At 66.3% G+C, this 24770-nt stretch carries 27 protein-coding genes; 13 read left to right on the forward strand and 14 right to left on the reverse strand.

Annotated features, from left to right (window positions below; genetic code table 11):
• The first annotated feature begins 9 nt into the window (after positions 1-9).
• From lmeA to AC5Y42_RS06650, 7 genes are all read left to right on the forward strand, one after another.
• Positions 10-816, forward strand: a complete 807-nt coding sequence (gene lmeA / locus AC5Y42_RS06620) for a mannan chain length control protein LmeA (protein ID WP_499896679.1) — start codon at positions 10-12, stop codon at positions 814-816.
• Positions 813-1220, forward strand: a complete 408-nt coding sequence (locus tag AC5Y42_RS06625) for a thioredoxin family protein (protein ID WP_499896681.1) — start codon at positions 813-815, stop codon at positions 1218-1220. Before lmeA ends, AC5Y42_RS06625 begins: the two co-directional genes overlap by 4 nt.
• A 29-nt stretch (positions 1221-1249) precedes the next feature.
• A complete protein-coding gene (locus AC5Y42_RS06630; RefSeq protein WP_419866417.1) occupies positions 1250-1339 on the forward strand; it encodes an Ms5788A family Cys-rich leader peptide in 90 nt (29 codons plus the stop codon).
• A 78-nt stretch (positions 1340-1417) separates the two neighbouring features.
• Positions 1418-1906 carry a DUF4395 domain-containing protein gene (locus tag AC5Y42_RS06635; protein WP_499896682.1) on the forward strand — a complete coding sequence of 163 codons (489 nt, stop codon included), beginning with the start codon at positions 1418-1420 and terminating at the stop codon, positions 1904-1906.
• Positions 1885-2718, forward strand: coding sequence for a sulfurtransferase (locus AC5Y42_RS06640; protein WP_499896683.1), 834 nt, complete (start codon positions 1885-1887; stop codon positions 2716-2718). The genes AC5Y42_RS06635 and AC5Y42_RS06640 overlap by 22 nt, the downstream gene beginning before the upstream one ends.
• A gap of 1 nt (position 2719) precedes the next feature.
• Positions 2720-3022 carry a DUF1416 domain-containing protein gene (locus AC5Y42_RS06645; RefSeq protein WP_065014517.1) on the forward strand — a complete coding sequence of 101 codons (303 nt, stop codon included), beginning with the start codon at positions 2720-2722 and terminating at the stop codon, positions 3020-3022.
• Between the two features lie 226 nt (positions 3023-3248).
• Entirely contained in the window at positions 3249-3890 is a 642-nt protein-coding gene (locus tag AC5Y42_RS06650; protein ID WP_499896685.1) for a heme-binding beta-barrel domain-containing protein, read from the forward strand.
• Positions 3891-4187: 297 nt separating this feature from the next.
• On the opposite strand, the gene AC5Y42_RS06655 is transcribed toward AC5Y42_RS06650, so the two are convergent.
• Entirely contained in the window at positions 4188-5039 is an 852-nt protein-coding gene (locus tag AC5Y42_RS06655; protein WP_499896809.1) for an aminodeoxychorismate lyase, read from the reverse strand.
• A 138-nt stretch (positions 5040-5177) separates the two neighbouring features.
• On the opposite strand from AC5Y42_RS06655, the gene ygfZ reads away from it, so the two are divergent.
• Entirely contained in the window at positions 5178-6272 is a 1095-nt protein-coding gene (ygfZ, locus tag AC5Y42_RS06660; RefSeq protein ID WP_499896686.1) for a CAF17-like 4Fe-4S cluster assembly/insertion protein YgfZ, read from the forward strand.
• A 136-nt stretch (positions 6273-6408) separates the two neighbouring features.
• Positions 6409-6600: a DUF3073 domain-containing protein gene (locus tag AC5Y42_RS06665; protein WP_499896688.1), complete on the forward strand. Its 192-nt coding sequence runs from the start codon at positions 6409-6411 to the stop codon at positions 6598-6600.
• A 4-nt stretch (positions 6601-6604) separates the two neighbouring features.
• On the opposite strand, the gene purM is transcribed toward AC5Y42_RS06665, so the two are convergent.
• The 7 genes from purM to AC5Y42_RS06700 form a co-directional block, all read right to left on the reverse strand.
• A complete protein-coding gene (purM, locus tag AC5Y42_RS06670) occupies positions 6605-7699 on the reverse strand; it encodes a phosphoribosylformylglycinamidine cyclo-ligase (protein ID WP_499896689.1) in 1095 nt (364 codons plus the stop codon).
• A 36-nt stretch (positions 7700-7735) separates the two neighbouring features.
• Positions 7736-9301, reverse strand: coding sequence for an amidophosphoribosyltransferase (gene purF, locus AC5Y42_RS06675; RefSeq protein ID WP_499896690.1), 1566 nt, complete (start codon positions 9299-9301; stop codon positions 7736-7738).
• A gap of 290 nt (positions 9302-9591) precedes the next feature.
• The gene (locus AC5Y42_RS06680; protein WP_499896692.1) at positions 9592-9984 is read right to left on the reverse strand and encodes a sterol carrier family protein; all 393 of its coding nucleotides are present in this window, start codon (positions 9982-9984) and stop codon (positions 9592-9594) included.
• A 3-nt stretch (positions 9985-9987) separates the two neighbouring features.
• Positions 9988-10617: an Rv0804 family intramembrane glutamic endopeptidase gene (locus AC5Y42_RS06685; protein ID WP_499896693.1), complete on the reverse strand. Its 630-nt coding sequence runs from the start codon at positions 10615-10617 to the stop codon at positions 9988-9990.
• The gene (locus AC5Y42_RS06690; protein ID WP_499896694.1) at positions 10617-12383 is read right to left on the reverse strand and encodes an alpha/beta hydrolase; all 1767 of its coding nucleotides are present in this window, start codon (positions 12381-12383) and stop codon (positions 10617-10619) included. The genes AC5Y42_RS06685 and AC5Y42_RS06690 overlap by 1 nt, the downstream gene beginning before the upstream one ends.
• Before the next feature lie 3 nt (positions 12384-12386).
• Positions 12387-14657: a phosphoribosylformylglycinamidine synthase subunit PurL gene (purL, locus tag AC5Y42_RS06695; protein ID WP_499896811.1), complete on the reverse strand. Its 2271-nt coding sequence runs from the start codon at positions 14655-14657 to the stop codon at positions 12387-12389.
• 124 nt (positions 14658-14781) lie between these two features.
• Entirely contained in the window at positions 14782-16041 is a 1260-nt protein-coding gene (locus tag AC5Y42_RS06700) for a M18 family aminopeptidase (protein ID WP_499896696.1), read from the reverse strand.
• Positions 16042-16091: 50 nt separating this feature from the next.
• On the opposite strand from AC5Y42_RS06700, the gene AC5Y42_RS06705 reads away from it, so the two are divergent.
• Together AC5Y42_RS06705 and AC5Y42_RS06710 are read left to right on the forward strand one after the other, a co-directional pair.
• A complete protein-coding gene (locus tag AC5Y42_RS06705) occupies positions 16092-17108 on the forward strand; it encodes a Dyp-type peroxidase (protein WP_499896698.1) in 1017 nt (338 codons plus the stop codon).
• The gene (locus AC5Y42_RS06710; RefSeq protein ID WP_499896700.1) at positions 17108-17905 is read left to right on the forward strand and encodes a family 1 encapsulin nanocompartment shell protein; all 798 of its coding nucleotides are present in this window, start codon (positions 17108-17110) and stop codon (positions 17903-17905) included. The genes AC5Y42_RS06705 and AC5Y42_RS06710 overlap by 1 nt, the downstream gene beginning before the upstream one ends.
• Before the next feature lie 77 nt (positions 17906-17982).
• Here the strand turns inward: AC5Y42_RS06710 and AC5Y42_RS06715 are convergent, their stop codons facing one another.
• Entirely contained in the window at positions 17983-18561 is a 579-nt protein-coding gene (locus AC5Y42_RS06715) for a TetR/AcrR family transcriptional regulator (RefSeq protein ID WP_499896702.1), read from the reverse strand.
• Positions 18562-18698: 137 nt separating this feature from the next.
• Between AC5Y42_RS06715 and AC5Y42_RS06720 the strand changes: the two genes are divergently transcribed.
• Positions 18699-20024 (forward strand): glycosyltransferase, encoded by a 1326-nt coding sequence (locus AC5Y42_RS06720; RefSeq protein ID WP_499896703.1) that lies wholly within the window; start codon positions 18699-18701, stop codon positions 20022-20024.
• Here AC5Y42_RS06720 and purQ read toward each other — a convergent pair.
• From purQ to AC5Y42_RS06735, 3 genes are read right to left on the reverse strand one after another with little or no spacing between them, the layout of a single operon-like run.
• Entirely contained in the window at positions 19991-20665 is a 675-nt protein-coding gene (purQ, locus tag AC5Y42_RS06725; protein WP_499896705.1) for a phosphoribosylformylglycinamidine synthase subunit PurQ, read from the reverse strand. The genes AC5Y42_RS06720 and purQ overlap by 34 nt on opposite strands.
• Positions 20662-20901, reverse strand: coding sequence for a phosphoribosylformylglycinamidine synthase subunit PurS (purS, locus tag AC5Y42_RS06730; protein WP_499896707.1), 240 nt, complete (start codon positions 20899-20901; stop codon positions 20662-20664). Before purS ends, purQ begins: the two co-directional genes overlap by 4 nt.
• A 52-nt stretch (positions 20902-20953) precedes the next feature.
• On the reverse strand, positions 20954-21625 hold the full coding sequence (locus AC5Y42_RS06735) for an ATPase (protein ID WP_499896709.1): 672 nt from the start codon (positions 21623-21625) through the stop codon (positions 20954-20956).
• A gap of 32 nt (positions 21626-21657) precedes the next feature.
• Between AC5Y42_RS06735 and AC5Y42_RS06740 the strand changes: the two genes are divergently transcribed.
• A complete protein-coding gene (locus AC5Y42_RS06740) occupies positions 21658-22296 on the forward strand; it encodes an MBL fold metallo-hydrolase (RefSeq protein WP_499896711.1) in 639 nt (212 codons plus the stop codon).
• A 67-nt stretch (positions 22297-22363) separates the two neighbouring features.
• Here AC5Y42_RS06740 and AC5Y42_RS06745 read toward each other — a convergent pair whose 3' ends face one another.
• Positions 22364-24007, reverse strand: a complete 1644-nt coding sequence (locus AC5Y42_RS06745; protein ID WP_499896713.1) for an FAD-binding dehydrogenase — start codon at positions 24005-24007, stop codon at positions 22364-22366.
• Between the two features lie 27 nt (positions 24008-24034).
• Positions 24035-24739: a DUF2334 domain-containing protein gene (locus AC5Y42_RS06750; RefSeq protein WP_499896715.1), complete on the reverse strand. Its 705-nt coding sequence runs from the start codon at positions 24737-24739 to the stop codon at positions 24035-24037.
• Positions 24740-24770 lie beyond the last annotated feature (31 nt).

Here is a 24770-nt window from a genome sequence, read left to right on the forward strand (position 1 = left end):
AATAAGCGGATGCGTAGGGTGCTGGTCGGTGCGGTAGGCGTATTGCTGGCCGTCGTACTCGTGCTCATCGGAGCTGTCGGGATCGATTTTGGAATCACCGTCTACGCCGAGTACCGGTTATCCCGGACGCTGCGCGACACCGCGCATCTGGGGTCAGACCCATTCGTCGCGATCCTCGGGTTTCCGGTCATCCCGCAGGCAATGCGCCGCCATTACGACGAACTGGAGGTCAAAGCCACTGCGGTCGATCAGCCTCGGGTTGGCAAGGCCACACTGGAGGCGACCATGCACTCCATCGGCCTGACCGACGCGTCGTGGCTGATCCGGCCCGACGCCAAGCTTCCGGTCGGCAAGCTGGAGAGCCGCATCATCATCGACTCGACCCACCTCGGGCGATACCTGGGCATCAGCGACCTGATGGTCGAGGCGCCACCGCAGGAGACCAACGATGCTACCGGCGGCACCACCGAATCCGGGATCTCCGGCAGCCGCGGGCTGGTGTTCACCGGCACCCCGAAATCGGCACACTTCGACAAGCGGGTCAGCGTCTCGGTGGACCTGTCGATCACCGGCAAGGACCGGACCACCTTGGCGTTCACCCCGACCGGCGTGCTGACCGGCCCGGATACCGCCAACCAGAAGGTGCCCGACGATAAAAGGGACGCTGTGCTGGCCGCCTTCCGCCAGCAGCTGCCCGACCAGAAGCTTCCGTTCGGGGTGGCGCCGACGAGTCAGGGGGCGCGCGGCTCCGATGTGATCATCGAAGGCATCACCAAGGGAGTAACGATCACCCTCGACGGGTTCAATCAAGCATGACTGCACTCGTCGCGATCGCGGCCGCGGTGGTGCTGGCGACCGCGACCGGGTGGCTGCTGACCCGCCGAGCCGGCCAGCTCCGGCCGATCGATCCCCGCAGCACGCTAAACACCAGCGATCTCGGCTTATCGCCAGACGGGCCGACCGTCGTGCATTTCAGCGCCCCGTGGTGCGGACCGTGCGACCAGGTGCGACGGGTGGTCAGCCAGGTCTGCGCTGATCTTGGCGACGTGGCGCATGTGGAAATCGACATGGACGCCAACCCTGCTGCGGCACGCAAGCTTTCGGTCCTGTCGCTACCTACCACGTTCATCTTCGATGCCGACGGTCAGCAGCGCTATCGCACCGCCGGCGTCCCCAGGGCCGCTGAGCTGCGCTCGGCGTTGACCCCGCTATTGGCTTGATTGTCGGGCCATTGGGTAAGCTGTGCATCGTGTCCGCCCGCCTCGAGCTCGTGCTCACCAAGCGTCGCGCAGTGGATCTGTGCCGCACCGCGGGTTGTTGCTGTTGTTGTAGCTGCTGAGTAGCGCAGTTTGCGCCACTCTCGGAGCAGCCATTCTGGCGTGCCTCCAGCCCTTCCGTTGTCAACAGGAGCAGCTCTTTGTCGTCGAAATCCCACACCACCGCCCAGGTAGACGTTCGCGGCCCGCGATTCGTCGCCTGGGTCACCACCGCAGTGCTGGTGGTCACGCTGATTGTCGCCGGATCCAGCGCGCCGGCCGCCACCGTCATATTGGCCGGGCAGGCCGTCGTCTTCGCGATCGGCGCGTGGGCCGGGCCGCGCAAACACCCCTACGGCTTGGTGTTCGCCAACCTGGTGGCGCCGCGGCTGGGCCCGGTCCGCGAGCGTGAACCGGTGCCCCCGCTGAAATTCGCTCAGTTGGTCGGCTTTGTTTTCGCCGTCGTCGGCGTTTCCGGGTTCGCTGCCGGCATTCCTCTGCTCGGCATCGTCGCCACCGCGGCCGCTCTGGTGGCGGCCTTCCTCAACGCCGCCTTCGGCATCTGCCTGGGCTGCCAGCTCTACCCGCTCGTGACGCACCTGCGTAACCAACCGAAAGGATCCACACCATGGCACGCTCCGACGTCCTAGTCTCGACTGACTGGGCCGAGAGCAATCTCGACGCCGCTAACACCGTCTTCGTCGAAGTCGACGAGGACACCAGCGCCTACGACACCGGTCATATCGCCGGCGCGGTCAGGCTGGACTGGCGCGCCGACTTGCAAGACCCGGTCCGCCGCGACTTTGTCGACGCCCAGCAGTTCTCCAAGCTGCTGAGTGACCGCGGTATTTCCAACGATGACACCGTGATCCTTTACGGCGGCAACAACAACTGGTTCGCCGCCTACGCCTACTGGTACTTCAAGCTCTACGGCCACGACAAGGTCAAGCTGCTCGACGGCGGTCGCAAGAAGTGGGAGCTCGACGGTCGTCCGCTGTCCACCGACACCGTGAAGCGCCCCGCGACGTCCTACACCGCCAAAGCCCCCGACAACTCGATCCGGGCTTTCCGCGACGAAGTCATCGACGCCATCAACGCCAAGAACCTGGTCGACGTCCGCTCCCCCGACGAGTTCTCCGGCAAGATCCTGGCCCCGGCGCACCTGCCACAGGAACAGAGCCAGCGGCCCGGGCACATCCCGAGCGCGATCAACGTGCCGTGGAGCAAGGCCGCCAACGAGGACGGCACCTTCAAGTCCGACGAGGACTTGGCCAAGCTCTACTCCGGCGCCGGCCTGGACGGGTCGAAGGAGACCATCGCCTACTGCCGGATCGGTGAGCGGTCATCGCACACCTGGTTCGTGCTGCAGGAATTGCTCGGACATCAGAACGTCAAGAACTACGACGGCAGTTGGACGGAATACGGCTCCCTGGTTGGGGCCCCGATCGAGTTGGGAAGCTGATATGTGCTCTGCACCGAAGCAAGGACAGACGTTGCCGGCCAGCGTCGACCTGGAGAAGGAGACGGTGATCACCGGCCGCGTCGTGGACGGCTCCGGACAGGCCGTCGGAGGCGCGTTCGTGCGCCTGCTCGACTCGTCTGACGAGTTCACCGCCGAGGTCGTCGCGTCGGCCACCGGTGACTTCCGGTTCTTCGCCGCGCCCGGATCCTGGACGCTGCGTGCGCTCTCGGCCGCCGGCAACGGCGACGCGGTGGTGTCGCCGTCGGGCGCGGGCATCCACGAGGTCGACGTCAAGATCGCCTGACGCCCCTATTTCTCGGGCGAGCGTGCGTGTGCCCGGTCGACACGCCGAGGTAATCACCGGGTTCGCGCACGCTCGGCGCGCGGGCGGACTCCCCGCCAGTCGGCGCGCACGGAAGAACTAGACTCGTCGCCGTGGTGCTGTTCTTCGAGATCATGTTGGTCACGGCCGTCGTGGTCATCACATGGTTCGCGCTCTATGCGCTGTATCGGCTGATCACCGACGAGTCGTGAGTGATCGGGCCGGCTCGGGTGACCGTGCGGTAGCCGCGGCCGCCGAACGCGCCAAGGTGACAGCGTCGCGCAACATTCCCGTCTTCGACGACCTGCCGGCGCCGGCCGATACCGCCAACTTGCGCGAAGGCGCCAATCTGCACGAAGCGTTGCTGGCGCTGCTACCGCTGGTTGGCGTGTGGCGTGGCGAAGGTGAGGGTCGCGGAACCCAGGGTGACTACCACTTCGGCCAACAAATCGTGGTGTCCCACGACGGAGGCGACTACCTGAACTGGGAGGCCCGGTCCTGGCGGCTGACCGACTCCGGTGACTACGCCGGACGTGACCTGCGAGAGACGGGTTTTTGGCGCTTCGTCGACGACCCCAGCGACCCCAGCGAATCGCAGGCCATCGAGTTGCTGTTGGCTCACTCCGCGGGCTACGTCGAGTTGTTCTACGGGCGGCCGCGCACCCAGTCGTCGTGGGAGTTGGTCACCGATGCGCTGGCACGCAGTAAGTCGGGCGTGCTGGTCGGCGGCGCTAAACGGCTTTACGGCATCGTCGAGGGCGGTGACCTGGCCTACGTCGAAGAGCGGGTCGATGCCGACGGCGGATTGGTGCCGCATTTGTCCGCCCGGCTCTCCCGGTTCGCGGGGTAGCCGTTCTCGTTGACTCTGCGCGTACCAGGGAGTCTTCTCGCACTGTTGCGTGGTGGACGCAGAATCAACGTCCAGACATGGGACGGCCCCCGAGCCGTAGTTCCAGGTTGGACTGACCGGAGGCTCGGGGGCCGGGTGACTGCGGGGAATTCGCCAGCGCGCGCCGAAGATTCCTCGCCTGTGCGCTGCTTAGCGCGCAGCCACCTCACATGTCCATGACGCTATCAATTCGCGGACCACCTCCTTCCTTGTGTACGGCCGACGCTACCTGTTAATCGGCCGGGGAGACAACCGAATTCACCGGTCGCTGACGATGGCGGCGTCGACCAGCCCGGTGAATTCCGCCGCCATCGGCGAACGCGGCAAGGCCTTGCCGTCCAGCGTGTGCACGCGCGCGGCCAATGTCATGCTCGACACGAGCCAAACCCCCTGCGCGGCAAGCAGGTCCTCCACCCGCAGCGCGCGGTAGTCGCAGTCGTAACCCTTGGCCCGGGCGACCTCGAAAAGAGCCTGCTGGGTAGTGCCGCGCAGGATCGGATACCACGGCGGCGGCGTCAACAGGCACCGATCGTCGGTGGCGATCACCACGGTCGAGCGCGGCCCCTCCAGGATGTAGTCATCGGAGCTGACGAAGATGACGTCGCCGGCACCGTGCCGGGCGGCATGCCGCAGCGCCGCCATGTTGACCGCGTACGACAGCGTCTTGGCGCCGGCCAGCAGCCACGGCATCGCATCCGCGCCGGTGGCGGGCAGCCCGCGCGGCAGCGTCACCGCGGCCACCCCGTCGCGGCGGGCGTGGGCCACACGGTCGGCAACTGCGTTGACGGTCACATACGCCGTCGGTGCCGAACCGCTTTCCCGGCCGCGGCTGTAGACCAGTCGCAGCGCGCCCTCGTCAGTGGTGCCGGCCGTCCACTGCCGGGCGGCGACATCGATTGCGCGTCGCCAGGCCGGCAGATCGGGCTGCGCCAGGTCCATCAATAGCGCCGAGTGGGTCAATCGGCCCAGATGCGCCTCGACCAGGCAAGCCCTGCCGTCGCGAACCAGCAACGTCTCGAAGACTCCGTCGCCGCGCACCGCGGCGAGGTCATCGGCGAACAGCAGCGGTGCCTCTGACGCATGAATCTCGCCGTCGAGCGTGACGACCACACCCGGATGGCGTGCCATGGACGAAGAGCCTAGCTAATCGCCCGAGTGTGAAGCCAGGTTCACACTCGGCGGCGAAGGTGAACCTGGCTTCACTTTGGCCGAGGTAGCTGGCCTCGGAAGCGGACGTAGAGTTGACACGTGACTGCAGTTCCCGCTCCCGCGAACGACCCTGACGCCGGCGCGATCTGGCATTACGGCGACCCACTGGGCGAGCAGCGCGCAGCAGAAACCGACGCAGTGGTGGTGGATCGGTCGCACCGCGCAGTAGTGACCCTGACGGGTGCCGATCGGCAAACCTGGCTGCACACCGTCTCGACTCAACATGTCAGCGAGTTGCCCGATGCCGCGTGCACCGAAAACCTCGTGCTGGACGGGCAGGGTCGCGTCACGGATCACTGGATCCAGACCGAACTGGGCGCAGTCACATATCTGGACACCGAGCCGTGGCGCGGCGACGCGCTACTGGACTACCTGGGCAAGATGGTGTTCTGGTCGCAGGTCAGCCCCGCCGCCGCCGATTTGGCCGTGCTGTCGCTGCTGGGCCCACGGCTGGCTGAACAACCGGTGCTCGATGTGCTCGGCGTCGACGTGTTGCCCGCCGACATGACAGCGATGCCGGTGCCCGGCGGCGGCTTCATCCGCCGGATGACCGGTGCACCCGAGGACCAGATCGAGCTCGACCTGCTCGTCCCGCGCGATCAAACCGCCGACTGGCGGCGCCGTTTGACCCAAACTGGAATTCGTCCGGCGGGAGTGTGGACCTACGAAGCCCACCGGGTGGCCGCCGTGCGGCCGCGGCTCGGTGTCGACACCGACGAGCGCACGATCCCGCACGAAGTGGGCTGGATCGGCGGTCCGGGATTGGGCGCCGTGCACCTGGACAAAGGCTGCTATCGCGGGCAGGAGACCGTCGCGCGGGTGCACAACCTGGGTAAACCGCCCAGGATGCTGGTGTTACTCCACTTGGACGGCTCCGTCGATCGGCCCTCGACGGGTGATGCGGTGCTGGCCAACGGTCGCTCGGTGGGCCGGCTGGGGACCGTCGTCGACCATGTCGATCTGGGCGCGGTGGCACTGGCACTGCTCAAGCGCGGATTGCCGGCTGACACCGCCTTGGTTACCGGCGGGAACGCCGACGTCGCTGCCGTCATCGACGCCGATTCGGTACCGCCTCCCGACGCGGTTGGAGCCGGGCGGGCGGCAGTGGAACGACTGCGCGGCACGACCCGATGACCACGCTCACAGCGGACAGGCCAGGCCGACATGCCATGACCGGGCACGGTAAACTGTCGGCAGGACAATAAATTCACTGACAGATCGGAGCCGCCTACTCATAGGCCGCTCCGTTATTGCGCGAGGGGGTTCCCCCATGGGCCGCGGCCGGGCTAAGGCGAAGCAGACCAAGGTTGCTCGAGAACTGAAGTACAGCTCCCCTCAAACCGATTTCGAGCGGCTTCAGCGCGAGTTGTCCGGGTCGAGCGCTGACGACTCCGACCAAGTGGACGATGACGACCAGCTTCCGGACGAGACGTGGGGCGACGAAGACGCCTGGCGTCGCTAGAAGTTCAGAACCGGGGGTGCTGCCCGACCAGCTTGGCTCGGGGGCTTTCTTTTCCGCCCTTGCTGACGGTGCCCAGCACCCAGCAGTCCAGGTGCCGCGCGGTCAGGATGGCCAAGGCGCGGTCGGTGTCCTCCGGAGCGACGACGGCGACCATCCCGACACCCATGTTGAAGGTTTTCTCCATCTCGGCGCGCGTCACCCGGCCACGCTGCGCGATCATCGCGAAGATCGGCGCTGGCGTCCAGGTTCCGCGGTCGACCTCGGCCACCAGTCCCTGCGGGATGACGCGTTCCAAATTGCCGGCCAACCCACCGCCGGTGACGTGGCAAAAGGTGCGGACATGGGTTTCGGCGGCCAGCGCCAAACAGTCCTTGGCATAGATGCGGGTGGGCTCTAGTAGCTCCTCACCCAACGTGCGGCCGAACTCCTCGACATAACCGGCCAGGTTCATCCGGTCGATCTCCAGCAGGACGGCGCGGACCAGAGAGTATCCGTTGGAATGCAGGCCGGAGGAGCCCATCGCAATGATGACGTCGCCGGGCTTCACCCGTTCGGGTCCGAGTACGTCGTCGGCCTCGATGACGCCGACGGCCGTGGCCGAGATGTCGTAGTGGTCCGGCTCGATCAAACCGGGGTGTTCGGCGGTCTCGCCGCCGAGCAGTGCGCAGCCCGCCCGCATGCACCCGTCGGCGATCCCGGCGACGATGGCGCTGAGCCGCTCGGGCACGATCCGGCCTAAAGCGATGTAATCCAGGAGAAACAACGGCTCCGCACCGCAGACCACCAAGTCGTCGACCACCATGGCGACCAGATCCAGTCCGACGGTGTCGTGCTTGTCCATGGCCTGGGCGACCGCCAGCTTGGTGCCGACCCCGTCGCTGGACGCGGCCAGCAGCGGCTCGCGGTAGTCGCCGCGCAGAGCGAACAGTCCGGCGAATCCACCGAGCTTGCTGCGTACCTCGGGTCTGGTGGCCTTGGATGCCAACGGCTTGAACAGCTCTACGGCTCGGTCACCGGCTTCGATGTCCACTCCGGCCGATGCATACGTGACACCCTGATTGCCCGGCTCTTTTCCGGAGTCTTTCCCGCGCTCGGTCATCGCGATAAAGGCTACCGGTCGACGCCGGGCCCCGGGCTAGGGATGCCGCAGAACGGAGGCCTGCTCCTCCTCCGGAGACGGCTCCGGGGCCGAAAGCTCGGTTGGCACACCGGCGCCGCGCGCCGCGTTGGTCAGCATCTGCTCGATGACGTTCTTGCCTAGCGCGGTCTCGCTGGGCAGCTCGATCGGATACTTGCCGTCAAAGCAGGCAGCGCATAGCCGGGAGGTGGGCTGCTCGGTGGCCGCGATCAGACCCCGCAGCGAGATGTAGCCCAGCGTGTCGGCGTTGATGGCATGGCGCACCGCTTCGAGCATCTCGCCCTCATCCTCGACGGCGTTGGCGATCAACTCGGCTGGGGACGGGAAGTCGATGCCGTAGAAGCAGGGCCACTTCACCGGTGGCGACGCGATGCGGACGTGCACCTCGACGGCGCCCGCCTCCCGCAGCATCCGGACCAGGGCACGCTGGGTATTGCCGCGGACGATCGAGTCGTCGACGACGATGAGCCGCTTGCCCCGGATGACTTCTTTGAGCGGGTTGAGCTTGAGCCGAATGCCCAGCTGGCGGATGGTCTGTGAGGGCTGGATGAACGTCCGTCCGACGTAGGCGTTCTTCATCAGGCCCTGCCCGTAGGGAATGCCGGATTCCTGGGCGTAGCCAACCGCAGCAGGGATGCCGGACTCCGGAACGCCGATTACCAGGTCAGCGTCGATCGGATGTTCGCGGGCCAGCCGGCGCCCGATCTCGACCCGGGCGCCGTGCACCGACCGGCCGGCGATCGTGCTGTCCGGGCGAGCCAGGTAGACGTACTCGAAGATGCAGCCCTTCGGGGTCGGGTTGGCGAAGCGGGTCGACCGCACCCCGTCGGCATCGATCGCCAAGAGCTCGCCCGGTTCGATGTCACGGACGAACGAGGCGCCGACGATGTCCAGCGCAGCGGTTTCCGAAGCCACCACCCAACCGCGGTCCAGCCGGCCCAATGACAGTGGCCGCACTCCATGCGGATCGCGACATGCATAGAGCGTGTTCTCGTCCATGAACGTCAGACAGAACGCTCCCCGCACCGTCGGCAGCAACTCCAGCGCGGCCTGTTCCAGGCTGGAATCGGCGGCGCCGTGAGCCAGTAACGCGCCCAGGATGTCGGAATCGGTGGTGGCCGCGCCGGGCAGCCTGGGGTTGATCAGCCCCGCCTCGCGGGCCCGCGTGACCAGTGCGGCGCTGTTGACCAGGTTGCCGTTGTGCCCCAATGCGACCCCGGTGCCGGCCGCTGTGGTGCGGAACACGGGTTGGGCGTTTTCCCAGGTGGTATTGCCGGTGGTCGAATAGCGGCAGTGCCCGATGGCAACGTGACCCTCCATGGCCGCCAGCGTCTGCTCGTCGAACACCTGGCTGACCAGACCCAGATCCTTGAACACCAGCACTTGGGAGCCATCGGCGACGGCGATGCCGGCCGCTTCCTGGCCGCGGTGCTGCAGTGCGTAAAGGCCGTAGTAGCTCAGTTTGGCGACATCTTCGCCAGGAGCCCAGACGCCGAACACCCCGCATTCTTCGCGGGGTGAGTTTTCCTGAACCTCGAGGAACTGGGGCTGCTGCACGGTCACGATGGGGCGGCTCCCTGTGGGCGCGAGTGGTGACAGTAACGGAGTCTACGGAAACGACGGTCAAGACACCGAATCGGGCGAGCGTGTTGCGCCTCTGTCAACGGTTTTTGACCCGCGATCAATTCCCACAAGAATTCAACATTCACGCAGGTCACAAAAACCACTCCGGTCACCGCTATCACGCGCTGGCCGGCGCCAGGTCGTCGAGGATCTGATACCCAGCGAGTACCCCGGCGTGAGGGGTGATGCCGGGCCCGCCGTGGCGCCCCGCGCCGGCGAGATAGAGGCCGTCAACCGGCCAGGCTCACCAGCGGCAGCCACATCTCGATCTCACCTGCCCGCGACCCCGAAAGCTGCGCCGCCCCAACGGATATGGCGTCGGCGAGCCGCATCAGTCCGGTAGCCAACAACAGCCAGGTGCGCGGATCGGTTTCGACGACGTTGGGCGGGGTGCCCCTGGTGTGCCGTGGACCCGAAACACACTGGACGGCGGCGAATGGTGGAATGCGGACTTCGACGCTGGCGCCGGGTGCTTGCCCAGCCAACGTGCGGGCGGTGAGCCGGACTGCGGCCGCCAATTCGGCGCGTTCGGGAGCAGGACGGGTCTCGTCGCGCAGCCACTCCTCGACCGCCAGCACCGCTGCGCGGGTCTGGGCCGGATCAGCGCTCTGCCGGGTGGCCATGGCTTAGCCGAACCGGCGCTTGATCGTCAGCGCCGCCACCGCACCGGTCTCGTTGATCGCCAGGTGCGCCAGCATCGGCGCCGCCAAGCTGCCGGATTGCTCAGCCAGCCAACGGAATACCCAGCCGGCGATACCCGTGGCCAACACGGTCGGCACCACCGGCTCGCCGGTGGCCCGCGCATCAGCGATGTGGGAGAGACCGAAGGCCGCGGCTTGCAGCAGCCGACCGCCGGAGTCACCGAACGCGGAGGTGGCGACGGTGGCCAATGCCGCACGGTACGCCGCTTCCTCGCTCCACACCGTGCCCAGCGGTATCCGCCACAGCAACCAGACCGGCGCGGGGGAAGGCAATTCACGGATCGACATCGAGAACCGGACCATGGGCACCGCTGTCGTCGCCGCGATGGCCGCTGCCACGGCGACACCCGTCGTAACTCCGAGCCGCAACCCCGCCCACAACCGCGGCGGACGCAGACCCAACTGTGCCCCAGTCAGCAGCACCAGCAGTCGGGCCAGCCCCGCCTGCGCCGGCGCCCGCCACGGCATCGGAATACCAGGGCTGACAAAGCTCCAGCCAACCAATGATGCGGCCAGTGCAACCGCCCACGCCTGACCAAACATTCTGTGGCGCATCAATGCTCAGGTCCGTCAGCGCCCTCGGTGTGTTTCAGCGCAACCCGTATGCGCTCAGTGTCGTCGGCTGTCCATCCGTCGGGTGGAGCGACCGCGGCCCAGCCGTCCAACACGATGTCGCCGTAGTTGTGGCCATGTCCGCCCGGCATGCCCTCGGCATTGGTCAGGTCGGCGCTGACCTGCCAGAACGTGACGATTGGATACCAGCGCATCGACGCGCTGCGATCCTGGCCGGGCGGTTCAACCAGCCAATCCGGGCGGCTGAACAACAAGTCTGGTGACCACCAGACCACCGGGTCGGACGGATGCTGCAGAAACAGCACCCGGGCCCCGTCCCACGGCGGGGCGGCAATGCGGGAGACGTCTGCTGACGTCACAGCTTCGGAGAACCGAACGGTTCGCCCGTTGTCGTAGCGCGGCTGCACCGCAGGGGTGCCCGGATCACGCCGCACCAGCAGCGCATGCCATAGCGAGCTGTCCTGCGGCGGCCCGACCCACAGCACGCCGCTGAAGCCCATCCGTGAAATGTCGGGTAGATAGTCGAAGGCGCTTTGCCCGGCCATCGAGCCCAGGCTCTCGCCGTAGAGCACCAGCTTCGGCCGCTGACTCGGTTCCAGTTGCTGCCAACGGTCGTGGATCGTGTCGATCAGCAACCGGCCGGAATCCATCGACTTCTGCTTATCGGCCAAAAAGGAGATCCAGCTGGGCAGATAGGAGTACTGCACGCCGACCATCGCGGTGTCGCCGTTGTACATCATCTCGATCGCACGCGCCGCCACCGGGTTGATCCAGCCGGTGCCGGTGGTGGGGACGATGACCAACACCTTGCGACTGAAAGCCTCGGTGCGCTCGAGTTCGTGGATCAGCACCTTCATCCGCCCCTCGTCGTCGTCGGCGGTATGCAGACCGGCGTACACCCGAATGGGCTCCCTGGCGAGCCGGCCGTTGACCCGGGTCAGCTCGGCCGCGTGCGGGCCGGTGGCGACGAAGTTGCGGCCCTGGTAACCCAGTGTTTCCCAGGGCGCGAATGACATTGGGCTGCCGGATCTTTCCGGAAGTGTGGGTGGTGTGATGCCAGCCCTGGTTTCGCTGTTCTGCGGTTGGAAGGCGGCGTTTGCCCCGGCGAAGAATCCGCGGATCAGCACGCCGTTGATCAAGGTGACCAACACCACCACCACGATCGCGGTGCCGATGAACAGCGCCGTCTCGCTGTGCAGGTGCCACCGCCTGATCAGCATCCGCGCCACCAGCTTGATGGCGTCGATGAGCACCCGGAATACCGACACCACCAGCGCGCTGACCGCTACCGCGACGAGCAGCGTGCGCAGATAGGACCCTGTGCTCGGTCCGTCGATACCCATCAGTGCCGAGACCTGCCGCTGCCAGGAGGCGGCCGGGATGAGCATCAGCACACACGCCGTTGGAGCGGTAGCCACCACGGCCGCCTTCACCCAGAACAGCGGCCGCGCCGGCGGGGGCCACCAGGCGGCGTTGCGGAGGACGAAGCGGTGCACAGCCTTTCCGATCACCACACCCAGGCCGTACCCGATGGCGGCGTTGACACCGCCGATCAAGCCCTGAAACAGCCAGTCATGCGGCAACAGCGAGGGCGTCAGCGACAGACAGAAGAACAAAGCACCAAACGCAGTCCCGACGAAGTTCAGCCGCAGCAAGCTCCATGCCCAAATCAGCAGCGGGTGGCGGCCGCGGGTGGCGGTCTGTGGCGGGGCCGACTCACCGGTGACGTCGTCGACGGGGGTGCTCATGTCCTATCCAAAGAGCCGCGGCAACACACCCTCAAAGGTGCTGCGCAGTTCGTCCAGGGACACCGTGAACAAACCCTGTACCTCCACCGAATCCGAACCCTGGTCGACGACACCGATGCGAGTCGCAGACAGCCCCCGCGCCTCACACATCGAGACAAACCGGCTCACCTCGGTGCGCGGCACAGCCACCAATACTCGGCCCGCCGATTCGGAGAACAACATGACAAATGGGTCAGCACCGGCGGGAAGCACTATGCGGCAACCTGTTTCGCCAGTCAGCGCCGATTCCACCACGGCCTGGGCCAGCCCGCCTTCGGACAGGTCGTGAGCCGCGGATACCAGACCGTCTCGCGAGGCAGCGCCCAACACATCGGCCAGCAACTTTTCGCGGACCAGGTCCACCGCAGGGGGTAATCCACCCAAGTGGTCAGCGGTCACCTGCGCCCAGATGGAGCCGTCGAATTCGTCCCGGGTGTCGCCCAGCAGCAGCAGCGTCTCCCCCGCCTCGGTGCCCATGCCAGTAGGCAGACGCCGGCCCACGTCGTCTATGACGCCCAACACACCAACGACGGGGGTGGGCAGGATGGCCGTCGACCCGGTCTGGTTGTAGAAGCTGACGTTGCCGCCGGTCACTGGAATGCCCAGTGCTGCACAGCCATCCGCGAGCCCGCGGACTGCCTGCGCGAATTGCCACATCACGCCGGGGTCTTCAGGTGACCCGAAGTTCAGACAGTTGGTGACCGCGACCGGGGTGGCGCCGGTGGCCGCCACGTTGCGGTACGCCTCGGCCAGCGCGAGTTGGGCACCGGTGTAAGGATCCAGCAGGGTATAGCGGCCCGACGCATCGGTCGATACCGCGATGCCGCGGCCGGTGGCCTCGTCGACGCGCAGCATGCCGCCGTCGGCGTATTCGGCGAGCACGGTGTTGCCGCGCACGTAGCGGTCGTACTGCTCGGTGATGAAGGCGCGACTGCACAGGTGCGGACTGCCCAGCATCGCGAGCAACGTCGCGCGCAACTCGTCGCCGGTGGCCGGCCGGGGCAGCGTGTTGGACCGGTCGGCGTTGAGCCCTTCCTGCGAGTCCGGGCGGGCGACCGGACGCTGGTAGACCGGGCCCTCGTGGGCCACCGTGCGGGGTGGCACGTCGACAACGGTCTCGCCGTGCCAGCTGATCTTCAGCCGGTCGCCGTCGGTGACCTCTCCGATCACGGTGGCCAGCACCTCCCACTTACGGCACACCGCCAGAAATGCGTCGACGTTCTCCGGCGCGACCACCGCGCACATCCGCTCTTGCGACTCGCTGCAGAGCACCTCGGCAGGGGTCATGTTCTTGGCCCGAAGTGGAACCGAGTCCAGCTCAACAGTCATGCCGCCATCGCCTGCGGATGCTAATTCCGATGTGGCACAAGCTAATCCGGCCCCCCCGAGGTCCTGGATGCCGACCACCAGGCCGGCGGCGTACAACTCCAGGCAGCACTCGATGAGCACCTTCTCCATGAACGGATCGCCGACTTGCACCGAGGGCAGCTTCTTGCGGCCATTACCCGACTCGTCGCCGCCGAAGGTCTCGGAGGCCAGTACCGACACCCCACCGATACCGTCGAGCCCGGTCCGCGCACCGAACAGAATGATTTTGTTTCCGGCGCCCGAGGCAAACGCCAGATGCAGGTCCTCTTGCCGCAGCACACCCACGCACATCGCGTTCACCAGCGGGTTGCCCGCATAGGAGGCATCGAAGACGGTTTCACCGCCGATATTCGGTAAGCCCAGCGAGTTGCCGTAGCCGCCGATACCGCGCACCACACCGTCGACTACGCGGCGGGTGTCCGGGGCGTCGGCCGCGCCGAAGCGCAACTGGTCCATCACCGCGACCGGTCGAGCGCCCATCGCCATGATGTCGCGCACGATGCCGCCGACCCCGGTGGCCGCGCCCTGATAGGGCTCGACGTAAGACGGGTGATTGTGTGACTCAACCTTGAATGTGACCGCCCAGCCATCGCCGATGTCGACGACACCGGCGTTCTCCCCGATGCCGGCCAACATGCCGGTCCGCATCTGCTCGGTGGTCGTCTCACCGAAGTAGCGCAGGTGGACTTTGGACGACTTGTAGGAGCAGTGCTCACTCCACATCACCGAGTACATAGCCAGCTCCGCGTCGGTGGGCCGACGCCCGAGGATGTCGCGGATCCGCTGGTATTCGTCGTCTTTGAGGCCCAGCTCGCGGAACGGTTGAGGCAGATCAGGGGTGGCGGCGGCCTGCTCGACGGTATCCACCGCTTGGGTGAGCCCGGATGTCACGCGAACAGTCTAGGCAGCTCCGTATCGAGCCTGCGGTCATGGCAGCGAGACTGCGCCCAGATCGTTGGCCGGCATGATTTCTCGCTGGCCGCAGTATCGATCAACTCGGCGACAAGAACGCCTGAAGCGCCGCGGCGTAGGCGGCCACGTCGTGGGCGCCCATCAGCTCGCGCGCCGAGTGCATCGCCAGCTGTGGGGCGCCGACGTCGACGGTCGGAATGCCGGTCCGCGCCGACGTCATCGGGCCGATCGTCGAGCCGCAGGGCAGGTCAGCGCGATGCTCGTAACGCTGTAACGGCACCCCGGCCTGCTGGCAGGCCAGCGCAAATGCGGCGGCCGTGCGGCCGTCGGTGGCGTAGCGCAGGTTGGGCTGGACCTTGAGCACCGGCCCGCCGTTGATCGCGATGAGGTGGCCGGGCTCGTGGCGGTCCGGGTAGTTCGGGTGCGTGGCGTGCGCCATGTCGCCCGAAGCCACCGTCGACCCGGCAAGCCGGCGCAGGAAATCCTCGCGGCCACCGCTTGCGGCCAACACGATCCGTTCCAGTGTGGTCAACAGCAGTTCGGAGTTCGCGCCGTGATCGGAGGTAGAACCGACTTCCTCGTGATCGAACAGCGCCAGCACCGGCACGTACTCGCGCGGCTGGGCGGCCAGGAAGGCTTCGGTCCCCGCATAGCAGGTCGCCTGGTTGTCGAGCCGCGCAGCGCTGACGAACTGGCCGTCGACACCCGACAGTGTCGACGGTGTCAGGTCGTAAGTCATCAGGTCGAAGCCGAGCACGCTACGGGCATCGACGTCGGACTGTTCGGCGACGTAGTCCAGAAACGGGCCGGCGGTGTCCCCGGCTGCCCACACGGCGTTGACGTGGCGCTGCGGATCCAGGGCGACCGCCGTGCGGTCCTCGGCCAGGTGAATGGCCAGCTGCGGCACTCGCAGAATCGGCTCGTCGATGCGGACTAACCGGTGGGCAACGCCGGCGCCGTCGGCCACCGACAGCCGCCCGCTGATGCCCAGGTCGCGATCCAGCCAGGAGTTCAGCCAAGCGCCGCCGTACGGCTGTAGCGCCACCACTTGCCACCCCGCCACCTGGCGGTCGGGGTATTGCTTGACCCGCAAATTGGGGCTGTCGGTGTGGCCGCCGACGATGCGAAACGGTCTTTCCGGGTCACCGCTGCCGTCCCAGGCCACCAGCGAGCCGGCCCGGACCGTGAAGAACTTGCCGCCGGCGGTCGGCCAGACATCGACCTCGGCCAGTTCGGAGTAGCCGGCACCGCGCAGCCTTTCCGCCACGGTGGCGCAGACGTGAAACGGCGACGGGGATGCGTCGATGAACTCGCACAGGGCCTGTGCCGTGGCCGCCATGCCACTCATCTTTTCATCACGGCGACGGGCGGCACGTTAGGGTCGAAACCGTGACCGATGTGCAGCCGCAACCGGTTCTCGCGCCGTTGACACCGGCCGCGATCTTTCTGGTGGTCACCATCGACGAGGGCGGCGAGGCGACTGTGCACGAGGCGCTGGCCGACGTCTCCGGGCTGGCACGCGCGATCGGATTCCGGGATCCCACCAAACGCTTGTCGGTGGTCACCTCGATCGGATCCGGCGCCTGGGACCGGTTGTTCAGCGGGCCCCGGCCCGTCGATCTGCATCCGTTCATCGAGTTGCACGGGCCGCGGCACGCCGCACCCGCCACTCCCGGTGACGTGTTGTTCCACATCCGCGCCGAGATGATGGATGTCTGCTTCGAGTTGGCCACCCGGCTGGTCAACGCCATGGCCGGTGCGATCACCGTCGTCGACGAAGTGCATGGATTCCGGTTCTTCGACAACCGCGATCTGATGGGATTCGTCGACGGCACCGAGAACCCCGACGGGCCAGTGGCCGTGAGCTCCACCCAGATCGGCGACGAAGACCCCGAGTTTGCCGGCGGGTGCTATGTGCACGTGCAGAAATACGTCCACGACATGGCCGGGTGGAATGCGTTGTCCGTTACCGAGCAGGAACGGGCTTTCGGACGAACCAAGCTGGACGACATCGAATTCGACGACGACGACAAGCCGGCCAACTCCCATCTCGCGCTCAACGTCATCGAAGACGACGAGGGCAACGAGCTCAAGATCGTGCGCCACAACATGCCGTTCGGCGAGGTCGGCACGGGCGAATACGGGACGTACTTCATTGGCTACTCGCGCGATCCAGCCGTCACCGAGGAGATGCTGCGCAACATGTTCCTCGGCGACCCGCCTGGGGTCACCGACCGCATCTTGGACTTCTCCACCGCAATCACCGGCGGAATGTTCTTTTCCCCTACCGTTGACTTCCTCGACGATCCGCCGCCGCTGCCGGATTCACCGCCGACAGCGCCGGCAACGGATCCGGCACCCGGAGATGGCTCGTTGGCGATCGGCAGTCTGAAAGGAAAATCCTGATGAACAACCTCTACCGCGACCTCGCGCCGATCACCGAAGCGGCTTGGGCTGAAATCGAATTGGAGGCGACGCGTACCTTCAAGCGTCACATCGCGGGGCGTCGGGTGGTCGATGTCAGCGAGCCCGGCGGACCGGTGGCGGCGGCGGTCAGCACCGGACGGCTAACCGATGTGACGGCGCCCACCGATGGAGTGGAGGCGCACTTGCGCGACAGCAGGCCTCTTGTGCGGCTTCGGGTTCCGTTCACACTGTCGCGTTCGGAGATCGATGACGTGGAACGCGGTGCGCAAGACGCCGACTGGGATCCGGTCAAGGTAGCGGCCAAGAAACTGGCGTTCGTGGAAGACCGGGCGATCTTCGAGGGTTATCCGGAAGCGTCGATCGAGGGCATCCGCAGTGCGAGCTCCAACCCTGCGCTGACACTGCCCGAGGATGCCCGTGACTTCCCCGACGTGATCACCCAGGCACTTTCCGGCCTGCGGTTGGCCGGTGTCGACGGTCCCTATTCCGTGCTGCTGTCGGCCGACGCGTACACGAAAGTCAGCGAGACCACCGAACACGGCTATCCGATCCGCGAGCATCTGCACCGGCTGGTCGACGGTGACATCATCTGGGCCCCCGCGATCGACGGCGCATTCGTATTGACCACTCGCGGCGGCGACTTCGATCTGCAGCTGGGTACCGACGTAGCGATCGGCTACCTGTCCCACGACGCCGACACCGTGCAGTTGTACATGCAAGAGACCATGACGTTCCTGTGCTACACCGGCGAAGCCTCGGTCTGCCTCGGGACGTAACCCCTCCGCGCGAGCGTGCGTGTCCCCGGGCGCCACGCCGCGCGTGTCGCCGGGTCCACGCACGCTCGCGGCCATCGTCAATTCACTTGTGGCCTAGCGAAAACAGTCTCGGCCAACATGCGCCGGCACCAAGCTCTGTAAGCGTCAGTGCTCCATCCGTCGCGGTGAGTGATCCGCAGGTAGGTGTCGACACTGCACACCACTGCGGTCGTTTCGACGATCTCGTCGAACGGAACATCAACACGAAGCCATCCACGGTCGCGGAAGACCCCAAGCACCCGCTGGGTCTGCAGGTTGATGCTGACAAGTATCTCGTTGAGGTATCTATCCAACTCGGGATCAGCGCCCGCGCCGCCGATGAGCGCAAGAGTCAGTTGCGCGGTCCGTTCGTGCACGTCTGTCTGGGCGGCGGCGACGAAGTCCAGCGCCTCCTCGCGGTCGTCGATAGCCATGAGTCGGCGGCCGACGTCCAGATTGAGGACGTTTTCTTCGCCGGCCACGCCGAACGCTGCGTATTCGATGGCGGCGATGAGCAACGCGGCCTTGGGCCCTTGCCCCTGGACCGTTTCGGCAGACACACCGGCTGCAGCGGCGATCTTGGCCAGCGTGGTGCGTGCATAACCCTCAGTGGCGAAAAGCTCCGCCGCAGTCGCCACGACTCGTGACCGCGTCGCCTCTGCCTGCTGCTGACGCAACTCGGACCGATATGCCCGCGGCCGACGGGCTGTTGACTTGGGTGACACAGTAATGAATACTACATGACTAAGTTGGACTGCGGGTCGCGGGAGGCGCAATGTCATCGATCCTGATCGCCAGCGTCCCTGCGCCCGGTCATGTGACGCCCTTGCTAGCAGTGGCGGAACACTTCGTCATGCGTGGTGACGACGTGCGATTCATCACCGGTGCGCTATTCGCCGAGAAGGTCGCCGCCACGGGCGCGTCATATGTGCCGCTGCCCGCCGAAGCCGATTTAGACCACCGAACCCATCTGCAAACCTTCCCCGAGCGCGCCAGGTTGAAGGGTGTCAAAGCGATCGCTTTCGACGTCGAACATGTCTTTGCCCGCCCAGCCAAGGCGCAATACGACACGATCGTCGCTGCGCTCGCGGCGCATCCCGCGGACGTGGTGCTCGCCGAGCCAGTTTTCGTCGGCGCTGCGTTCCTGCTCGAGCACCCGCGCTCGGCGCGTCCACCAGTCATCATGTGCGGAGTCGTTCCGTTGTGCATCGAGAGCCGCGACACCGCGCCATTCGGCATGGGACTGCCGCCGGCCCGGTTCCTCAACCGCGCTCGTAACAGCGCGCTGACTGCTTTGAATCGTCGAGTCGTGCGGCGGGCCAACCGAGTAGTCAACGATCTCTACAGGGAAGTGCACGGCAACGATATGCCGTGCACGATGGCGGGCTGGGGTCGCCGAGCTGATGCACTCGTACAGTTCGGGGTTCCCTCGTTCGAATACCCGTTGTCCGATGCGCCGCCCGGCCTTTACTTCGCCGGGCCGCTGTCGGCTACCGGCTCGCAGGCCCCACTACCGGAGTGGTGGTCTGATCTCGACACAACCCTGCCCGTCATCCACGTCACCCAGGGCACGGTTGCCAACACCGACTATGAGCAGCTCATCGCGCCGACGCTGCGTGCGCTCGCCGACGAGGATGTTCTGATCGTGGTGGCGACGGGCGGTCGCCCGCTGGACACGCTGCCCCCACTGCCGGCGAACGCCCGGGCAGCGATGTACCTGCCCTACGACGAATTGCTGTCGCGCACTGCGATTTACGTGACCAATGGCGGCTACGGCGGCGTGCAGTACGCCTTGCGCTACGGCGTGCCGGTCGTCGCCACCGGCGGCAAGGAAGACAAGCCCGAGGTCGGTGCTCGCGTCGCCTGGTCCGGCGTCGGTCGCCGGATTCGAAGTGAGCGACCAACACCACGTGCGCTGCGCCGCGACATTCTCGCTGTGCTGAATCGACCGAGATACCGCCAGGCCAGTCAGCGGGTGGCGGCCGATATGGCTGCGGCTCCCGGCTTCGCCGGCCTGGCCGGCATCGTTGACGGATTGGCCGCCGAACTTTCGTCCAACTCCTGGGCTCAAGCCGTCAGAACGGAATCCAACGCGGAATAGAAAAGACCCAGCCCGTCGTCAGAGGGGCCGGTCAGCGCTTCGATGGCATGCTCGGGGTGCGGCATCAGCCCGACGACGCGTCCGTCGGCCGAGCTGATTCCGGCGATATTGCGCAACGAGCCATTGATGTTGTCGTGGTAGCGAAACGCTACTCGCCCTTCGCCTTCCAGCTCGTCGAGCACATCCGCCGAAGCTACGTAGCGCCCTTCGCCGGACTTCAACGGAACCAGCAAATCAGCCTGCGGCTCGAAACGGGACGTCCATGCCGTCGTCGTCGACTCCACCCGCAGCCACACATCACGGCAGACAAAGTGCAACCCGGCGTTGCGAGTCAGCGCACCGGGCAACAAGCCTGCTTCACACAGAACCTGAAAACCGTTGCAAATCCCCAGAACCGGCAGTCCACCTCGTGCTGCGGCCACGACTTCGCCCATCACCGGTGCGAACCGGGCGATCGCACCGGCTCGCAGGTAGTCGCCGTAGGAGAACCCCCCGGGCACCACCACCGCGTCAACGCTCTTGAGATCGGCGTCGGCGTGCCACAGGTTGACCACCTCGGCGCCGACAAAGCGAGCCGCCCGCGCCGCGTCGACGTCGTCGAGCGTCCCGGGAAAGGTGATGATGCCGACCCGCGCCGTCACTGCGCCTCCCGGCTTACGGTCCAATCCTCGATCACCGTGTTGGCCAACAGCGATTCGGCGATCTCCGCAAGCTGCGAGTCATCGATGGTATCGTCGACTTCCAGCTCAAATCGCTTGCCCTGCCGCACATCTGAGACGCCGGCATGGCCGAGACGCCCCAATGCGCCGACAATCGCCTGACCCTGTGGGTCAAGAATCTCGGCCTTGGGCATCACATGCACAACTACCCGGGCCACCGGCGGTCCTCCTTAGGCTTGTTTGCTCGGCGCCAACTCTACCGGTGCTACCTCACCCACAGGATCCGATATAGGCGGCGCACAGCGGTGCGGTCATCGCGTCCAGAATCTGATCGTCGGAGATCACCGGCCATGGCAGCTGCGGAGGGGCCGTCGCCCACAGGGTGAGTTCGCTGATGGTGCTGCTCTGCGGGTGAGCGACCAGATAGGTGCGCATGATCACCGGTCCGCTGATCACTGCGGCCAGCCGATTGGGCCCCTCGGCCGTCACCGACGGCGACTGCGCCGGTGAGCCCAATTGACAGCCGCGTAGCGCAGCGGCAGCGATGTGGAGCACCGAGGAGGCGTTCTGGCCGCCGCGTGCAGTGTCGCCGCGCCAGTGCAGAATCTGGGCCTGCAACTGCCATTGCCCCTGCGGATTGAGCACTGTCGCGCGGCTGGCGACAGTGGAGTCCCGGCTGTCCTGCGGGAACCGCGGGGTGGCGCACAACTCTTCGAACCGGAAGCGTGGCGTTGTACCCGTCAGTGGCACCGCGATGCCAGCAAGTGACGGCCAGCGATAGGTGGTGTTCAGCGGTACGGCTCGGGTTTGGATCCAGGCGGTATCAGGAATCGTGTCGCACACCGGCGGACAGGCCTCGGGATCCGCATGCGCGGTGCCCGCCGGCCCCGGGCCAACAACGAGGCCGCCTGCCAGCAGCATCGTCGCCAGGATCACCCGCACAGCACATACCCCCTGCGCGCACAATCGTAGGCATGGAACTCACGCATTTCGGCCATTCCTGTCTGCTTGCCGACTTCGGCCATACCACTGTGTTATTCGACCCGGGTAATTTCTCGCATGGTTTTGAGGGAATCACCGGCTTATCGGCCATCGTGATCACTCACCAACATCCCGATCACGTCGACCACACCCGATTGCCCGCGCTGTGCGAAGCCAATCCGGATGCCGCGCTATACGCCGACCCGCAAACCGCCGCGCAACTCGGCGAGCCCTGCACGGTGGTGCAAGTCGGTGACGAACTGTCCGTTGGCGAACTGACGATCCGGGCCCTCGGCGGTCAGCATGCAGTCATCCACCCGGAATTACCAGTTATCGACAACATCTCGTATCTCGTGGGCGACGGCGACCATCCCGCGCGCCTGATGCACCCCGGCGATGCGCTGTTCGTCCCCGACGAGCCGGTGGACGTGCTGGCCACCCCGGCGGCGGCGCCGTGGATGAAGGTTTCCGAAGCGGTGGACTATCTGCGGGCCGTGGCGCCGGCCCGCGCGGTGCCCATCCACCAGGGCATCATCGCGCCCAACGCCCGGGGCATCTACTACGGCCGGCTCAGCGAGATGACCGACACCGACTTTCAGGTACTCCCCGAAGAGAGCGCAGTCACCTTCTAACGCGCGAGCAGACGCAGAATCGCACGTTTCGTTGCGAAATCGTGCGATTCTGCGTCTGCTCGCCAAACTAGGCGATGTCGCCCGCGGCGCCGCGCCCCGCAGCGCGTCCCGAGAAGATGCAGCCGCCCAGGAACGTTCCCTCCAGCGCCCGGTAGCCGTGCACGCCGCCGCCGCCGAAGCCGGCTACCTCGCCGGCCGCGTACAATCCGTCGAACGGGCTGCCGTCGGCTTTGATCACGCGCGAGTCGAGGTCTGTTTCCAACCCGCCCAACGTTTTTCGGGTGAGGATGTGCAGCTTGACCGCGATCATCGGCCCGGCCTTGGGGTCGGCCAGGCGGTGCGGGGCCACCACCCGGCCCAACCGGTCGCCCAGGTAGCTGCGGGCAGCACGTATCGCGGTGATCTGACTGTCCTTGCTGAATCGATTGGCCACCTCGCGGTCGCGCGCGGTGACTTCATCGGCAACGGTCGAATACTCCAGCGGCAGCACGTCCGGCAGTTGGTTCATGGCGGACACCAACTCACGCAACGAGTTCGCGCTGACGAAATCCACGCCTCGGTCGACAAAGGCCTGCACCGGGCCCGGTGGCCCCGAGCGGGCCCGCGACACCAGCAGCTCGCGCACGCTACGACCGGTCAGGTCGGGGTTCTGTTCTTGACCCGAGAGTGCGAACTCCTTCTCGATGATCTTGGCGTTCAAGATGAACCAGGTGTAGTCGGAGCCGGATTGGGCGATGTACTCCAGCGTGCCGAGCGTGTCGAAGCCCGGATACAGCGGCGCCGGCAGCCGCTTGCCCTTGGCGTCCAGCCACAGCGATGACGGTCCGGGAATGATCCGGATGCCGTGGCGCTGCCAGACCGGGTCGTAGTTGGTGATGCCTTCGGTGTAGTGCCACATCCGGTCGCGGTTGATGACCCGCGCTCCGGCCTGCTCGGTGATACCGATCATCCGGCCGTCGACGTGGGCCGGCACTCCGCTGAGCAGTTGCTCGGGCACCCGACCCATCCGCTTGGGCCAGTTCGCCCGCACCATCTCGTGGTTGCCGCCGATGCCGCCGCTGGTGACGATTACCGCCGAAGCCCGGAACTCAAACTGAGACACCACCTCTCGTGTCGACGCCACGCCGCGCGGTTCTGCGGACGGTGCCAGGACGCTGCCCCGAACGCCGGTGACGGCGTCGTTCTCGACGATCAACTCGTCGACCTGATGGCGGTGCGCAAAACGCACAGACGGACGGTCCCGCAACCGCCGCGCGAAGATCTCGACCAGCGCCGGGCCGGTGCCCCAGGTGATGTGAAAGCGTGGCACCGAATTGCCGTGTCCCCGCGCGTCGTAGCCGCCGCGCTCGGCCCAGCCCACTAACGGAAAGATCTGCAAGCCCCGGGCCCGCAGCCAGCTGCGCTTCTCCCCGGCTGCGAAATCGACGTAGGCATGCGCCCATTGCCTCGGCCAGTAATCCTCGGGCCGGTCGAATGCGGCGGTGCCGAGCCAGTCCTGCAGCGCCAGTTCGTGGCTGTCGCGAACACCGAGGCGGCGTTGTTCGGGGCTGTCGACAAAGAACAGGCCGCCGAACGACCAGAATGCCTGCCCGCCAAGATTGGCGCTGTTCTCCTGGTCCAGGATCAGCACCCGCATGCCGCGATCGACCACCTCGCAGGCGGCCACCAAGCCAGCCAGTCCCGCTCCGACAATGATGACGTCAGCGTCCATGGCGCTAAAGAGTAGCGACCCGGGTGGTCAGGCCGCGCCGAGTATCACCCGATCCGGTCGCCACCGATATACGGACGGTTCGCAGCCGTGCAGCAACGCCAGGTCGGCGGCATCCAGCATCGCCTGTAATGGCCCGGGCTTGCGCAGTTGGCGACTGTCTACCGCAAGCCGCACAACGCCGTCGCGCCGGGCGATGCGCTCAGCGGACAGCACCAACATCCGGCACCACCACGGCTCGGTCAGGAAACCTTCGCCGATCCCGAGAACCCGCGCACGCTCGGTAGTGTGGCGGACCAGGTCGGTGGTTCCGTGCAGGTCGGCCAGCAGACGAAAGCCATTGCGCGGCAACGCTGTGACGGCTCCCTGCGAGACTGCCCACCCGGGTGCGGCGAACAGCCGGGTACGCAGTCCGAGGTGCTCGAGCACTCGGTCTGCCGCCATCAGCCGCAGGTTGGCCTCATGGGCGGGCAGCGTCGCAAATTCGCCGCGGCGCTTCTTGGTGGCCGCCTCGTCGTAGCCGTGCAACACGATCGCATCGCCGCAGGCACGCCGGCCGGCTAGCCATTCCACGGTGCGCGGATCGCGGTCGAGCCGGTAGCCGCCCTTGAGGCGCGGGGACACCAGCAACGACACCGGCACCCCGCGAGAATCCATCTGCCCACAGAATGCCTCGACGTCGGCCAACGTGCGGTCTCCGATCCCGGAGACCGAAACGATCAGCTTTCCAGACACACCACCAGTGTGCCGATCGCAGGTGACCAGA

This window comes from Mycobacterium sp. NGS48, assembly GCF_059812585.1.